The 14,523-nt window shown below is 66.0% G+C and carries 18 protein-coding genes; 4 read left to right on the forward strand and 14 right to left on the reverse strand.

Translation table 11 applies throughout. From position 1 onward, the window contains the following. Positions 1 to 9 precede the first annotated feature (9 nt). From ACUDAL_RS15400 to ACUDAL_RS15465, 14 genes are all read right to left on the reverse strand, one after another. Complete coding sequence (locus ACUDAL_RS15400) at positions 10 to 174, reverse strand: hypothetical protein (protein WP_444678731.1); 165 nt, start codon at positions 172 to 174, stop codon at positions 10 to 12. A gap of 483 nt (positions 175 to 657) precedes the next feature. Further along, positions 658 to 789, reverse strand: a complete 132-nt coding sequence (locus tag ACUDAL_RS15405) for a hypothetical protein (RefSeq protein WP_444678732.1) — start codon at positions 787 to 789, stop codon at positions 658 to 660. 293 nt (positions 790 to 1,082) lie between these two features. Beyond that, positions 1,083 to 1,442 (reverse strand): SirB2 family protein, encoded by a 360-nt coding sequence (locus ACUDAL_RS15410; protein WP_444678733.1) that lies wholly within the window; start codon positions 1,440 to 1,442, stop codon positions 1,083 to 1,085. Between the two features lie 13 nt (positions 1,443 to 1,455). After that, on the reverse strand, positions 1,456 to 2,664 hold the full coding sequence (locus tag ACUDAL_RS15415) for an NnrS family protein (RefSeq protein WP_444678734.1): 1,209 nt from the start codon (positions 2,662 to 2,664) through the stop codon (positions 1,456 to 1,458). Positions 2,665 to 2,818: 154 nt separating this feature from the next. Next, on the reverse strand, positions 2,819 to 3,340 hold the full coding sequence (locus ACUDAL_RS15420) for a LuxR C-terminal-related transcriptional regulator (RefSeq protein ID WP_444678735.1): 522 nt from the start codon (positions 3,338 to 3,340) through the stop codon (positions 2,819 to 2,821). A gap of 330 nt (positions 3,341 to 3,670) precedes the next feature. Continuing rightward, complete coding sequence (locus tag ACUDAL_RS15425; protein ID WP_444678736.1) at positions 3,671 to 5,197, reverse strand: cytochrome D1 domain-containing protein; 1,527 nt, start codon at positions 5,195 to 5,197, stop codon at positions 3,671 to 3,673. Beyond that, on the reverse strand, positions 5,194 to 6,045 hold the full coding sequence (gene cobA / locus ACUDAL_RS15430) for a uroporphyrinogen-III C-methyltransferase (protein WP_444678737.1): 852 nt from the start codon (positions 6,043 to 6,045) through the stop codon (positions 5,194 to 5,196). The genes ACUDAL_RS15425 and cobA overlap by 4 nt, the downstream gene beginning before the upstream one ends. A gap of 57 nt (positions 6,046 to 6,102) precedes the next feature. Next, positions 6,103 to 7,113 (reverse strand): heme d1 biosynthesis radical SAM protein NirJ, encoded by a 1,011-nt coding sequence (gene nirJ, locus ACUDAL_RS15435; protein ID WP_444678738.1) that lies wholly within the window; start codon positions 7,111 to 7,113, stop codon positions 6,103 to 6,105. Continuing rightward, entirely contained in the window at positions 7,074 to 7,301 is a 228-nt protein-coding gene (locus ACUDAL_RS15440) for a hypothetical protein (protein WP_444678739.1), read from the reverse strand. Before ACUDAL_RS15440 ends, nirJ begins: the two co-directional genes overlap by 40 nt. 28 nt (positions 7,302 to 7,329) lie before the next feature. Beyond that, positions 7,330 to 7,701: a siroheme decarboxylase subunit beta gene (gene ahbB, locus ACUDAL_RS15445; RefSeq protein WP_444678740.1), complete on the reverse strand. Its 372-nt coding sequence runs from the start codon at positions 7,699 to 7,701 to the stop codon at positions 7,330 to 7,332. 41 nt (positions 7,702 to 7,742) lie between these two features. Then, a complete protein-coding gene (locus ACUDAL_RS15450) occupies positions 7,743 to 7,874 on the reverse strand; it encodes a hypothetical protein (RefSeq protein ID WP_444678741.1) in 132 nt (43 codons plus the stop codon). Next, a complete protein-coding gene (locus ACUDAL_RS15455) occupies positions 7,849 to 8,331 on the reverse strand; it encodes an AsnC family transcriptional regulator (protein WP_444678742.1) in 483 nt (160 codons plus the stop codon). The genes ACUDAL_RS15450 and ACUDAL_RS15455 overlap by 26 nt, the downstream gene beginning before the upstream one ends. Next, a complete protein-coding gene (ahbB, locus tag ACUDAL_RS15460; RefSeq protein ID WP_444678743.1) occupies positions 8,328 to 8,849 on the reverse strand; it encodes a siroheme decarboxylase subunit beta in 522 nt (173 codons plus the stop codon). Before ahbB (ACUDAL_RS15460) ends, ACUDAL_RS15455 begins: the two co-directional genes overlap by 4 nt. Next, on the reverse strand, positions 8,846 to 9,319 hold the full coding sequence (locus ACUDAL_RS15465) for an AsnC family transcriptional regulator (protein ID WP_444678744.1): 474 nt from the start codon (positions 9,317 to 9,319) through the stop codon (positions 8,846 to 8,848). Before ACUDAL_RS15465 ends, ahbB (ACUDAL_RS15460) begins: the two co-directional genes overlap by 4 nt. Before the next feature lie 244 nt (positions 9,320 to 9,563). Between ACUDAL_RS15465 and ACUDAL_RS15470 the strand changes: the two genes are divergently transcribed. The 4 genes from ACUDAL_RS15470 (at position 9,564) to ACUDAL_RS15485 (ending at position 14,339) form a co-directional block, all read left to right on the forward strand. Next, the gene (locus ACUDAL_RS15470) at positions 9,564 to 9,938 is read left to right on the forward strand and encodes a c-type cytochrome (RefSeq protein ID WP_444678745.1); all 375 of its coding nucleotides are present in this window, start codon (positions 9,564 to 9,566) and stop codon (positions 9,936 to 9,938) included. 14 nt (positions 9,939 to 9,952) lie between these two features. Beyond that, entirely contained in the window at positions 9,953 to 11,170 is a 1,218-nt protein-coding gene (locus tag ACUDAL_RS15475) for a cytochrome D1 domain-containing protein (protein WP_444678746.1), read from the forward strand. A gap of 206 nt (positions 11,171 to 11,376) precedes the next feature. Beyond that, a complete protein-coding gene (gene hmpA / locus ACUDAL_RS15480; RefSeq protein WP_444678747.1) occupies positions 11,377 to 12,549 on the forward strand; it encodes an NO-inducible flavohemoprotein in 1,173 nt (390 codons plus the stop codon). 665 nt (positions 12,550 to 13,214) lie between these two features. After that, positions 13,215 to 14,339, forward strand: coding sequence for a methyl-accepting chemotaxis protein (locus ACUDAL_RS15485; RefSeq protein WP_444678748.1), 1,125 nt, complete (start codon positions 13,215 to 13,217; stop codon positions 14,337 to 14,339). The last annotated feature ends 184 nt before the right edge of the window (positions 14,340 to 14,523 follow it).

The following is a 14,523-nucleotide window of genomic DNA, read 5'->3' on the forward strand; positions in this document are numbered from 1 at the left end:
GGAAGAGGATCAGCCGGCCGGATGCGGCGGCCAGCCCTGGGTGTTGATGGAATCGGTCCACTCCAGGAAATCGATCAGCGCCTGCATCTCTTCGTCGTTGATGTCGTGAGCCGGCATCTGGCGGCGGCCAGGCGCCCCGGTGGGCTGGGCATTCATCCACGCTTCCAGGGCCATGCGGGCCCTTCCGGGTTGGTGCGACCCCGAAGCGGGTCCAGACATTGCCGATTTCAGGCGCAAAGTAGGAACCTTCACCGAGAATGGTGTGGCAGTTGATGCAGTTGTGCTCTTCCCAGACATGCTTGCCCAGGCGGACGGTATCCGTCAGGGGCTGCGTCGAGGTGTTGACGATGTAGAAGTGACTGTGTGCCGTCAATGCGGCAAACACGAGGAAAAAGAATAGCGAGCCGCCGTAGAAAATATTTCGGGCCGCCGCCTTGGTGAGGCCTTCGGTCATGGGCCTGTCCCCCTTGCTGTGTGGCACTTTCGGGACCTGCGACCGAAGTCGACCAGCCCCACCCCTTATAACAAGCATTTGTGATACTTCTTTAGATTACCGCCAGACCCGGGAACGGACATTGACCTTCGTCAAAGGGGAGGAAAAGAAGCGCGGCGGGGGCATCGCCGGGGGCATGACGGGCCCTGGCGGGCCCGCTCGACTCAGGCGTCGGTGATGTCCTCGATCCAGGTCAGCGCCGCCACCCCGGCCGGCAGGCCCAGGGTAGGAATCGCCAGCAGGGCCACCTGCTTGAGCGCTTCTGGCTCGATGCCCTCTTCGACGGCACGGCGCATATGCGAATGCACGGCTCCTCGGAGCCGCCGCCCACCGCCAGTGCCAGCTTGACCAGGCGCCGCGTACGGGCGTCCAGCGGGCCGGCTTCGGCGCAGGCCTTGCCCAGCGCGGCGAAGGCTTGCCACACCTCAGGATGCGCATCGGCTACCTTGCCGGCGCCGGAAGGCAGATTGTGATTGGCCATCGTGTTTCCTCTTGCTCGTGAATGTCGCGGCTTCAGGCTGACAGTATAGAAGCGCGGCACGGTGAGCAAAACCACGCTAGCCGGGCAACAGGAACAGCGGATCCTTGGTCACCGCCGTTCCCAGCATGTAGCCGAACGCCACCACCGCCGCGAGGCCGGCCACCCCCGCGCCGCGGGGCTGCGCCCACGCTTGATCGCCAGCGTGCCAAGCAGGATGTAAGCCAGCAGCGCCAGCAGCTTGGCGGCCAGCCAGGGGTGATGGTGCGGCCACATCGACAGCATCACCATCAGCGTGACACCCAGCAGCAGCAGCAGGGTGTCGTTGACGTGGGGCACCACCTTCACCCACCGCCGCTGCAGGATCGGTGCCTCACGCACCGACCACCAGGCGCGCACCATAAAGAAGGCGAGGCTCAGCAGCGCCGTGGTCATGTGCAGGTGCTTAATCAGGAAGTAGTGCTCTAGCATCAGCGGGCTCCGGTCAGCCGTCCTTGCCATCCACCCTGGCGGTCAGCAGCGGCAGGGTGTAGTGGAACAGGAAGATCAGGTAGGCAATACACCAGAACAGGATACTCAGGTTGTAAGTCCAGTGCGTGATCTGGGGGAACAGCGCCAGCACCGGCGAACGCAGCAGCGCCCCGGTGAACATCAGCCCCAGGCCCACGCCGATGCCCGGCAGAGTGCGGATCTCGCGACCGGTATGACCGAGTGCCACGCGCGCCATCATGGCCAGCATCATCGCGGCGATGCCGCCAATGGCCAGGGCATGCACGGCCAGCTCGACGCGGAAGGCGCCCAGCAGCGCCATGGCCCACATCGCCAGGCCCAGCGCCACGAAAGCGTAGCTCAGGTGCAGGCCCCACAGCAGCGGCTCGCGCCAGGTCAGGTGCCCTTCCCAGCGCAGCAGCCGTACGGTGTTGCTTGCCGCTGCCACCAGCATGACGACGGCCAGCACGGCCTTGGGCACCACCAGCCCCAGCAGCACCAGCAGCTGTAGCAGGACCACCGCCACCATCGACGCCAGCACGAGCCGCTCGAGGCGCGGCCAGGCGGCCAGCTGCGGACGCCCCAGCCGACGCGAGGTGAAGAAAGGAATCACCCGCCCGCCCAGCAGCACCATCAACATGGCGATCAGCAGCACGCCCAGGTAGCTGCCTTCACGGATCAGGGCCAGCTTGCCCTGGATCACGCCCAGGTGCATGGCCAGGTTGGCGCCGGCCAGCAGCAGCAGCACCGGCACGAACATCAGGTTGCGCCACAGCCGGGCAGCGACCACCAGCCGGCCCATGGCCAGCGCCGCCAGCGGCAGGAACGCCACGTCGAGGCTGATCAGCAGCCACGCCGGCAGACCCACCGGATACGCCAGCAGTACGCGTGCGGCCAGCCACAGCAGCACCAGCCCGAACAGCGAGGCGCCATGCAGGCTGCGCTGCCCCGTCCAGTTCTGCACCGCGGTCAGTAGGAAGCCCACCACCACCGCGGCGCCGAAACCAAAGATCATCTCGTGCTGGTGCCACCACATCAGCCCGCCGTGGGGGCGCAGCAGGATGTCGCCGTGCCAGAAGGCGAACCACACCACCATGGCCAGCACGCTGAACAGCGCGGCGAGCAGGAAGAATGGCCGAAACGCCAGACGCATCACGGGCAGCTGCGTCAGGCCTTGGGCGAAAGGGGAGGTCGTGGATTTCATGCGGGTTACCCGACTTGAACGCTAGGATTTAGCCATTGTCCGCGCCACGCTCGTGCGCCGCCATGACAGGCATCAACAAGTCGAGCAGTTAACCCCGGGAAACGACAGCCAGGGGCATGCGAGCCGGGGCAAGGGCGAAAAAGGCAACACGGCGTCAGGCCTCGTCCGACGTCGTGGACTGGCGAGGTATCCCAGCGGGCAGATGGTAGTGCGCCCACGCCCTGGCCTGGTCCCGCGTGCGTACCTTGAGCTTGCGATAAATGTTGTAGAGGTGCGTCTTGACGGTGTGCTCGCTGATGACCAGCTGCCTAGCAATCTCGGGGTTAGACGCCCCCACGCCGAGCTGACCGATGATCTCGAGCTCGCGGCGCGACAGCCCGTTGATCGCCCGCTGTCCGCCCAGGTGTTGCCGCCGGTAGAGTGCAATGAGTCGCGTCATCAGGGTGCGCGACATCCACAGCTCGCCGCCGAGCAGCACCTCGATGCCCTTGTCGACCAGCGCCGGTGCGTCGTGACGATAGAAGACACCCTGCAGCGGCAGCGTGGCCAGCAGCTCGATGGCGTGGTCCTCGCTGCCCAGGTGGAAGGCCGCCAGCGTTAGCGTCGGCTCCTCCGTGACCCGCTGGTGCCACGCCTGCAGGCTGGCCAGGTCGATGTGGTCGGCATCGAGCAGCACCAGCGCACGGCGTGTGATGGCCGCCTCGACCGGGGCCCGGGCGCGACCAGTTGCAGCGGGCAGGCATCCCGCTGCGCCAGCTGGGTAACCAGCGGCTGCACAGGGGCTGAGGGAGTGACGACGAGAATCCTTTCGACCGCTGACTGGTTCATGACCCTATGCTGTCCGTGGTGTGAGAGTACCGCCAGGCTTGCCTCCGTCGGCGGCCGGCTGGAGGGGCCGGAACGGCATCGCCCCGCGCAGCGGGCTATTGTGCTGCGCGGGGGCGATCTTGGCATTGACGTACATCAAAGCGGGCGGGGAATGCCGCAGCATCCCGCCCGGCGCACCTCAGTGGCTGGTGCCCTCTTCATACTGAGTCTTGTTCCAGACGTTGTACTTACCCGAAGGGCGCTTCATTGGCATGCGGCCGAGTTCCTCCAGGGTGTTGGCGTCGAGCCACAGCAGGTAGCCGTCGTCATCCCAGATGCTCAGCAGCAGGGTCTCGCCGCGGCGGTCGAACTCCACGTGGGCGGCAGTCTTGCCCGGCTCGGGAATCAGCGTTTCGACGATCTCCAGGCTCTGCTTGTCGATCACGTGAATGCGATCGTGGTTGGGACCGAAGAAGACGTCGACCCAGGCGTAGGGCGAGTTCTCGTGGCTGCGCATGAAGAAGCCAGGGCCGTCGGTCTCGATGCGGGTGACCAGCGACCAGTCGGTCATGTCGAACACCGAGACCTGGCCCTTGTCGATATGCGGGATCGCCATGACGCGGCGGCCGTCGAGCTCCCAGGTAATGCCGGCGCCCAGATGCGGCATGCCCTCCAGCGGCAGGTCGGCGACCTTGATCTCCTCGTCCATGTCGAACACCTGCCCGCCCTTGCCGCCGCGGGCCGCACCCACCAAGTAGCGATATTCCATGTCGAAGAAGAAGTCGTCGAGGTAGTCCGGCGCCTCCATGCGGTGCAGGGCGAAGTCGCCGACCAGCGCCTCGTCACCGGCGGCACGCTCCTCGGGCCAGCGGATCTCCCACACCTCAGGGATGTCGCGCAGGGCAGCGACGAAGCTGTTGCGCGGCGGCGCGGTATAGACCGCGCTGACCCGCGAGGTTTCGCCGTTGAGCCCTTCTACCGGGATGGACGCAATCAGCTCGAGGTTGCGCGCATCCAGCAGCACCAGGGTATGCGGCAGGTAGTTGCCGGCCAGCACGTAGTTGCCGTCGGCGGATACGGCGATGTTGCGCATGTTGATGCCGGCGCGCACCTCTGCGGTGACCTCGAGGTTGTAGATGTCGTACTTGGTCACCCAGCCGTCGCGGGAACCGAAGAACACGTAGCGACCATCCGGCGTGTACTTGGGTCCGCCGTGCAGCGCATAGCGGCTGGGAAAGCGGGCGATGCGTTCGAACTTGTCACCGTCGAGCAGGCTGACGTGGTGGTCGCCGATTTCTACCACGATGAACAGGTTCTTGAGGTCCTCGACCTCGAACACCGGCACGTCGGGCAGGCTGCCGTAGGCGTGGTTGACCACGTGGCTGGCCAGGATGTCCGCGTCGGTCCAGCTCGGCTCGACCTCGGGCGGCTCGAAGATCCATTCGGCGAGTGCGGCAATCTCGGCCTCGCCGAGCAGCGCGCTGTAGCCCGGCATCTGGGTGGCGGGGCGACCGTCGCGGATCACCTCGACGGCCTCGTTGCGCTTCAGCCGCGACAGGTTGTCGGGCAGCAGCGCCGGGCCGATGCCCCCCAGGCGGCTGACGCCATGGCAGATCGCACAGTGGTGGTTGTAGAGCACGTTGGCGTCGGGCTCGTCGGCCAGCACCGGCGCGGCGGGAAGCGCGAGGCCCAGCAGGGCCCCGGCAAGCAGCGTGACAGGCTTCACAGCGCCACCCTCCCCATCGCCAGCGCCTCGTCGCTGGCGCTCGCCGCCCGCGCCATGGCGGGTGACAGGGTCTCGGCCAGGCGCACCACCTCGCCCACTACGATCAGCGTCGGCGGCTGCAGCTGTTCACGCTCGATGGCCCGGGTCAGCTCGCCCAGGCTGGTCAGCACGTGGCGCTGCGCGGGCGTGGTGCCGCGCTCCACCAGAGCCACCGGGTGGTCGGAAGGCAGGCCGTGGCGCTGCAGCTCGGTGCTGATCAGCTCGGCGTTGGCCAGGCCCATGTAGAACACCGCGGTGTGATGCGGTACCGCCAGCGCGGCCCAGTTGAGGTCGAGTTCGCCGTCGGCCTTGGCATGGCCGGTGACGAAGGTCACGCTCTGGGCATGATCACGGTGGGTCAGCGGGAAGCCGGAGTAGGTGGAGCAGCCCGAGGCCGAAGTGATGCCGGGCACCACGCGAAAGCCCACGCCGTGCTCGATCAGGTATTCGACCTCCTCGCCGCCGCGACCGAAGATGTAGGGGTCGCCGCCCTTCAGACGCACCACCCGCTCGCCGTCGCGGGCCAGCTCAACCAGCAGGGCGTTGGTCTCCTCTTGAGGCAGCGCGTGGTGGCTCGAGGCCTTGCCCACGTAGTAGCGCTTCGCCTCGGGGCGGGCCAGCAACAGCACCTCCTGGGACACCAGGCGGTCGAACACCAGGCAGTCGGCCTGCTGCAGCAGCGACAGGGCGCGCAGGGTCAGCAGGCCAGGGTCGCCGGGGCCGGCGCCGACGATGGCGACTTCACCAGGCGCCAGCGGCGCCTCGGCGAGGTCGAAGGTCAAATTTCGCAATTGGCGATGCGTAGTCATGGTCGGCCTCTCCCCGAAGCGTCAACGCTCTACTAGCTATGTAACGGTAAGTACGGTCTACAGCTCGACGCTCTGGATGGCATCGTAGGGCGCCGCCACGCGACGCTGGCGATGCTCTTCGACGCCGATCTCCTCATTGCTGAGGTAGCAGCCGGGATCCTCCTCCCAGGGGTCGCCGGTCACCTTCCAGGCCCGCACCCGCGTGTTGCCGTTGCAGATGGCAAGGTAACGGCACTCTGCGCAGCGGCCCTTGAGCGGCCGCGGGCGCTGGCGAAACCCTGCCATCAGCGGGTCCTGGGTGTTGCGCCAGATCTCGGAGAAGGGCGTGTTGCGCACGTTGCCCAGGTCGTGGTCCCACCAGAAGGTGTCTGGATGCACGGTGCCCAGGTTGTCAATGTTGGCGATATGCTCGCCCGAGGCGTTGCCGCCCCAGTTGATCAGCCGCCGCTCCAACGCCTCGGCCTGGTCGGGAAAGTGCTCGCGGGCCCACATCAGCAGGAAGGGGCCGTCGGCGTCGTTGTTACCGGTGACGTATTCGCGCTCGATGCCACGCTCCAGCTCCGCTCGGCAGTGGTCGAACAGCCGGGTCATGGCGTCGCGGGTCATCTGGTACCAGGCGTCCTGCTTGCGGTGGCGGTGGCCGCGCCCGCCGTAGTTGAGGTGCGACAGGTAGAATTTGTCGACATCGTGCTCCTCGATCAGCGCCAGCAGGTCGTCGAGCTGCTCGTAGTTCTGCTGGGTCAGGGTGAAGCGCAGGCCCACCTTGATACCGTGCTGCTTGCACAGCTTGACCGCATGCATCGATTCGCGGAACGCACCCTGGCGCTGGCGGAAATCATCATGCGTTGCTTCCAGCCCATCGATGCTGATGCCGACGTAGTCGTAGCCGCAGGCGGCGATGCGCTCGATGTTGCTCTCGTTGATCAGGGTGCCGTTGGTGGACAGGCCGGTGTAGATGCCGAGCTCGCGGGCGCGCTGGGAGATCTCGAAGATATCCGGGCGCATCAGCGGCTCGCCGCCGGAGAGGATCAGCGCCGGCACGCGGAAGCGCTTGAGGTCATCGAGCACGGTGAAGACTTCCGCGGTGGAGAGCTCCCCTTGAAGTCGATGTCGGCCGACACCGTGTAGCAGTGCTTGCAGGTCAGGTTGCAGCGCCGGATCAGGTTCCAGATCACCACCGGGCCGGGAGGCTTGTGGGCCGGCGGCACCGGAGTGGGCTCGAGCAGCGACTTGACGTAACGGGTGACACGGAACATGGAAACCTCCTCTGGCGCGGCGCGAGCCTCAGCGCGGCGGACCGGGCCGGCGTGCAAGCCGCAGGCCGGTCTTCTTGAGAATGCGTGAGCTGTACAGGATGCGATGGTCGCGGCAGGCATCACCGAGCAGGGCACGCAGTGCCTCGGCCTGGCGCTCGACCTCGTCGTGGCTGCGCCCATGCAGCATCACGAACAGGTTGTAGGACCACGCCGGCAGGTGGCGCGGACGCCGGTAGCAGTGGCTCACGCCCGGGATCGAGGCCACGGCGCGTCCGAGCCGCTCGATATGAGCATCGTCCACGTCCCACACGGTCATGCCGTTGGCCAGGTAGCCCAGTCGGTAGTGGTTGGGCACCGCGGCCACGCGGCGCACCATGCCGCTTTCCTGCATGCGCTGCATGCGCAGGCGCACTTCCTCGCCGTCGAGGCCGAGCGGCTTGCCTACCGCCGCCCAGGGTCCGGTACCAGCGGCAGGCCGGCCTGGGTGGCCAGCACGATGGCGCGATCGATGGCATCCAGGCCGCCCTCGGCGGCGGCGGCCAGCGGCTCAGACGGGCAGGTGGAGACGGACATGGAATTCCTCCTGCTTGGGCATGTTGAACACCGCAAGGCCGGTGGCAGCCTCGATCTCAGCAATCACTTCGCCGATGCGCTCGGGCGTCTCGGTAGCCAGCACGAACCACATGTTGAGCCGGTGCTCGCGGCGGTAGTTGTGCGCCACTTCGGAAAAGGCGTTGACCAGCGCGGTGACGCGCTCGAAGTCGGCTTCCGGTACCTCCAGTGCCGCCAGGGTCAGCCCACCGCCCAGCCGCTCGGCGTGGTACATGGGGCCGAAGCGGCTCAGCACGCCGTCTTCCAGCAGTCGTTCGAGGCGATAGAGCAGCTCCCCTTCGGAGAGCGCGAGTTCTGCCGCCACCGCGGCATAGGGCGCGGCCACCAGCGGCAGGCCGTCCTGGAGGCGATTGATGATGCGCCGGTCGGCGGCATCAAGCTCGGCCGGCTCAGGCCGCTGGGCGCGTTCGGCGCTCATGGGGAATCCTCGCGGGTGTAGCGCCCGCCGCACTGCTTGTAGGCCTTGAGGCTGAACAGCACGCGGTGGGGCGTTTGCTGCAGACCGTGCCGTGCGACGATGGCGTCGAGCGCGGCCAGCACCCGGTCGCGCCGGGTGCCGTGAATCATGCAGAATAGGTTGTAGGGCCATGCCGGCAGCCGCCGCGGGCGCTGGTAGCACAGCGTGACGGCCGGCTCGGCGGCCAGGCGCCGGCCCACCTCGGCCACGCTGGTGTCGGGCAGGTCCCACACCACCATGGCGTTGGCATGGATACCGAGGGCGCGATGCCTGACCACCAGCCCCATGCGCTTGATCAGGCCTTCCTGCTGCCAGCGCCGTACCCAGGCCATGACCTCGCCTTCCGTCATGCCGCACTGCTCGGCCAGCACCTGCCAGGGGCGCTCGGTCAACGGCAGGCCGCGTTCGAGCAGGGCGCGCAGCCGCTGAGCGTCGCCGGGTGCGGTACGGCTCACGGGCAGGGGAGCAAGGGTCGTCATTCTGCCTCCAGCTCATCCCAGGGAATCGGAAAGCCCAGGTCGATGTGGTAGCCCTCGACCATCGGCAGGCGCAGCAGCGGCGTGCCCAGCTCCACCTCCAGCGCATCGAGGCGTGCGTCGAGCTGCGCCTCGTCGGCCGCCGTCATCACGAACCAGAGATTGAAATCGTGCTCACGAGCGTAGTTGTGATTGACCCCCGGCGAGCGGTTGATCACCGTCGCCACCGCGTCACGCTCGGCCTCGGGCACGGCGACCGCCGCCAGCAGGCTGGCCCCGGCGCGGGCATGATCGAACACCGGCCCCACGCGGCTGAGCACCTGGGTCTGCTGCAGGGCCTGCAGCCGTTCGCATACCTGCGCCTCGCTGGCGCCCAGCCGTTCGGCCATGGCGGCGTAGGGCCGCTCGCAGATCGGCAGGTCGCGCTGAAAGGCATCGATGAGGCGTCGGTCGAGCTCGTCGAGTGCAGCCATGAAGGGGTACCAGGCGGGTCGATGGGAAACATGATCTTAAGCGGTATCTTACATCCACCATCAAGTCATAAAGCGGCCATCCGCCGTGCCGTTGACGCAAGTCAAAAGAGGTATTGCGAATGGCCCTTTTTGTCCCGACCCACCCTGTTACTCGCCACGCCATTGACGTTCGTCAAAGCATTGCCGGTTTGGCGGCGCAACACTGCGTCAACGGCCCGCTCTGGGCCCCGAGATTGGCTCACGTTTGTCACATCGCGAGGCACCCCATGCAACTGCCGGTTCTGCCCCTCCTGTTTCTCGGCCTGCTGTCGTCCGCGGCCGTCTTGGCGGACCCCGCCAGGATGCGCCGGACCTGCAGCGCCAGGCCGAGCTGGAAACCCTGCTCTACCAGGACTGCGGTTCCTGCCATGGCATGACCCTGCGCGGCGGACTCGGTCCGGCGCTGCCGCGTGACCGCATGGAAGGCTTCAGCCCCGAGGCCCTCACACACATCATCCAGCACGGCATACCCGGCAGCGCCATGCCGGGCTGGTCGGCGCTGCTCAGCGATGCGGAGGCCCGCTGGATCGCCGAGCACCTGCGCACCGACAACCGCCTGGAAACGCTGCAACACGATTGATTCTGGAGATGCCCATGCCCGTCCCGACCCCGCTGAAGTCCCTCTTCGCCGCCGGCGTTCTGGCCCTGCTTACCACCGGCCAGGCGCTGGCCGAGGTCCCCGCCTTGAACGGGGAGCTGCGTGGCACCGGCGATCTCGGCGTCGTCATCGAACGCGCCACCGGCAGCGTGGCGCTGGTCAACACTTCCCAGCGCGAGGTGCTGCGCCATGTCGAGGGCTTCGGCGATCTCTCCCACGCCTCGGTGAAGTTCACCCGCGACGCCCGCTACGCCTTCGTGTTCGGACGCGACGGTGGGCTGACCCGGCTCGACCTGCTCAGCGGCGAGATCGATGGGCGCATCATCCAGGGCGGCAACAGCATCGGCGGCGCCATCTCCCAGGACGGCCGTTTCGTGGCGGTGGGCAACTATGAGCCGGGCGGCGTGAAGGTGTTCGACACCGAGACCATGGAGCTGGTGATCGACGTACCGGCCACCTACGAGCGCCCCGACGGCAGCTCGGCCCAGGCCAAGGTGGTGGGCGTGGTCGACGTGCCGGGCAATCTCTTCGTCTTCAGCCTGTTCGAGGCCGGCGAAATCTGGACCCTCGACATGTCCACGCAGGAGCCGGAGCTGACCAAGTACCGCGACGTAGGCAGCATGCCCTACGACGCCCTGATCACGCCCAACGGCCGCTACTATATCGCCGGCCTGTTCGGCGAGGACGGCATGGCGCTGCTCGACTTGTGGTACCCGGAGCACGGCGTCAAACGCATCCTGCCCGACTATGGCCAGGGCGAGCAGCGCCTGCCGGTCTACAAGATGCCGCACCTGGAGGGCTGGGCCATGGCCGGCGACCAGGCCTTCTTCCCCGCCGTGGGCCGCAACGAAGTGCTGGTGGCCGACACCAAGGACTGGTCGCTGACCCATCGCATCGAAGTGCACGGCCAGCCGATCTTCGTCATGAGCCGCCCCGACGAGCGCCAGGTATGGGTCACCTTCGCCCACCCGCTCAACGACAAGGTGCAGGTCATCGATACCCAGACCCTGGAGGTGATCGCGACCCTGGAGCCCGGCGAGTCGATCCTGCACAAGGAGTTCACCCCGCGCGGCGAGCACATCTGGATCTCGGCCCGCGACAGCAACCAGGTGGTGGTCTACGACACCCGCACCTTCGAAGAGCTGGCACGGCTGCCCGCCGAATCGCCGAGCGGCATTTTCTTCACCCATCGCGCGCATCGCATCGGGCTCTGAGACCCACCCGCAGCCGGCCTTGATGGCCGGCTGCCGTTTTTCGATCTCCCGCCCTGTCGCTTTCTGCCCACTCCCTTTCGGAACACCTGCTGCCCTTGCCGCCCGCGCTCCGCGGGCGTCTGCGCTGGTCTTTTGGCTGCAAGCTCTATAACATGCATTTTACATACTCATTATAAACTCACCCCCCCCCGACAGTGGAGACCGCCATGCTCAATGCACAGCAAGAACAACTCATCGAAGCCACCGCCCCGGTGGTGGCCGAGCACCTCGACGCCATCACCCAGCGCTTCTATCCGCTGATGTTCGAGCGCTACCCCAGCGTGGCCTCGTTGTTCAACGCCGCCCATCAGCACAGCGGTGCCCAGCAGCGCGCCCTGGCCGGCGCCGTGTTGGCCTACGTGCAGCTGCGCCAGGACCCCGCCAGGGCACGGGACGTGCTTGGCATCGTGGTCGAGAAGCACGTCTCGCTGGGCATCCAGCCCGACCAGTACCCCATCGTTGGCGAATGCCTGATGGCCGCCATCGGCGAGGTGCTGGGCGATGCCCTGACGCCGGAAATCGCCGACGCCTGGGGCGCGCTCTACCAGGAACTGGCCGACCTGCTGATCGACCTCGAGCGCCAGCGCTACGATGCCTTCGCCCAGCAGCCCGGCGGCTGGTACGGCCTGCGCCGCTTCCGCATCGCCGCCACGCGCCAGGAGAGCGCAGTGATCCGGTCCTTCGTGCTCGAGCCGGAGGATGGCGGCGCGGTGGCGGAGCATGCGCCCGGCCAGTACATCGGCGTACGCTTCATGATCGACGGCGAGCCGGTCTATCGGCACTACAGCCTGTCGGATATCCCTAACGGACGCGGTTACCGCATTTCCGTGAAGCGCGAGGCCGAAGGCCGCGCCAGCCGCCACCTGCACGACGCGCTGGCGGTCGGCGACACCCTCGACCTGCTGCCGCCGGCCGGCGAACTGACCCTAAAGGAAGGCAGCGAACCGCTGCTGCTGGTCAGTGGCGGCGTGGGGCAGACGCCGATGCTGCCGCTGGCGCGCCAGGCCTTGGCCCAGGGGCGGAAGGTGGTCTACCTGCACGCGGCGCTGGATGCCCGGCACCATGCCTTCCGCGAGGAGGTCGAGGCGCTGCGCAAGGCCCACCCCTCGCGGCTCGAGGCCGTCGCCATCCATGAGCAGGGCGATGCGGCCGACCATACCGGGCGCATCGACCGCGAGCTGCTGCGGCGCTACCTGCCGGAAGACAAGCCGCGCTGCTACTTCGTCGGCCCGCAGGGCTTCATGAGCGCGATCGACAAGGCGCTGGCGGAGCTCGGCATCGACGAGAGCCGCCGCCACTACGAGCACTTCGGTCCGTCGCGCCCGCTTGATGTTGCCTAACACTCACCAAAGCTAAAACGCTACTCGGCCCCGAAATGACAACCGTCATCACGGGGCCGATAGCGCTTCATCCAGGTACTGGCTGAGGGGATAGCCTCAGTAAATGTCGAGCCGCGCAAGTCACGCGCCTGCAGGCGTACTTCGGCATCCTGCTGTTCGGCCAGGCGTCCAAAGAGCTCGGTTTCCTGAGGAGGGGGGCCCGCTTGGCACGCAGCCGGTACATGTCCTGAGCGTCTGGCGCCGTCAAGACCCTGGCATCCCGCACCAATCACATCTGCGTGGCCCCTGTTTGACTGGAGCAAATCGATCTCGCCAGTGGTCGTTGGCGGCTGCCACCGTCTTGCCACCACGGCTTTGGGAAAGCGTCACTGCCAGCTCGAAGCCCTGCCCCTCTCCTACACACCCTGAGAGTCAAGGCAACGACCTTGGCTACCACCTCATAAAGAGACCGTCTCCCGCGATCAAGGTGAAATCGCAGGGGACTAAAAGGTAATTTTTACTCATTAGAGGTATTTTTTACCATTATAGACAGGGTGATTTTTACCAAAAATGATTTAAGTTTCTGTTATAAAAAATATTTTTCTACTGGCACGTCTCTTGCTTTATGAGAATGACACTCATAGCACAAGAGCGATTCCATGAACTTACTAAAGCAGGTCGCCGGTATGCCCCTGATACGCCGCCGCAAGCAACAGCAAACCGATACCGAGACCGCACTGCATGCGGAACGAAGCCGCCTTCAGGCCCGCATCGACACGCTGGAAGCAGACCAGCGACTGCACCAGCAGCTTTTCACCAATCTCACCGGATTCGGCCATTCGCTGGTGGCGCTGCGCGAATCCTTCTCGGACCTCTCGGGGCTGCTGATAGGTAATCGTCAAGCCACGGACTTAACCACCAGCGAGTCCCAGCGCAGCCAGGAAGCCCTAAACGCCATGGTGGGGGAGCTGCGCGCCCTCAACCAGCGCATTGCCAACGCCGCCGAGCAGGTCACCTCGCTGCGCGGCAATGCAAGCCACATCGACGGCTTCGTCAAGGTCATCGACGAGATATCGATGCAGACGACGCTGCTGGCCTTCAATGCCAGCATCGAAGCGGCCCGCGCCGGCGATGCCGGGCGAGGCTTCGCCGTGGTGGCCACCGAAGTTCGCCAACTTGCCTCGCGGACCAGTGGCGCCACCGAAGAGATTAGTGGGCTCAACGGTAGCATTCTGAGTCAGGCCAACCATGTCGATAGCGTGATGGAGGACAACGCACGCAAGGCCGAGCGTTTGAGCGCCGAGGCCAGCCGGGTGATGGAGCGCACGGAACAGCTGCTGGGGTTGACCGACGAGAGCAGTCAGGCGCTGGCCTTCTCGGCCATGCTAAGCGAAGTCGAGTTGGCCAACCTTGAGGAGCTGGAGATCAAGCTTGAGGTCTATCGCATTTTCATGGGGCTATCGGCCAAAGGGGTCACCGACCTTCCCGATGAAACCCAGTGTGCCCTGGGGCGCTGGTACTACGAGGGCACTGGCAGCCAGCAGTTCTACAGCGACCAGGACTTCCAGGCCTTGGAAATGCCCCACCGCCAGGTCCACCGCTGCGCCATCGAGGCCGTAACCCACTTCCGAGCCGGTCAGATGGACGAGGCCATAGACGCACTCTCACGCATGGAGTCGGCCAACCTGGATGTGATGAAGCGGCTGCGCTATATCATGCGCAAGTATCGTCCCGAGACACGACAGGCCACGCTGCCCATCGAAGGCCGGCGCTCCGTCGATGACCGCGTTCCCATCACCGAAGGACACTAACAAGGAGCTTTCCTTCACTGCCGCCGATACGCCGAAGCAGTCGATATCGACACCATCGATATCGACGATCTCCACCCGGCCATATGCGGCTCCAGGTACAAGGAGGTCGAGTATCACTGTGGGCAGGGACGACAATTCCGCCTCGCCATGACCCGCATCAAAAGCCCTGCACGGGTAGTCGACT

Source organism: Halomonas sp. E19 (assembly GCF_052439355.1).
Taxonomy (GTDB): Bacteria; Pseudomonadota; Gammaproteobacteria; order Pseudomonadales; family Halomonadaceae; genus Halomonas.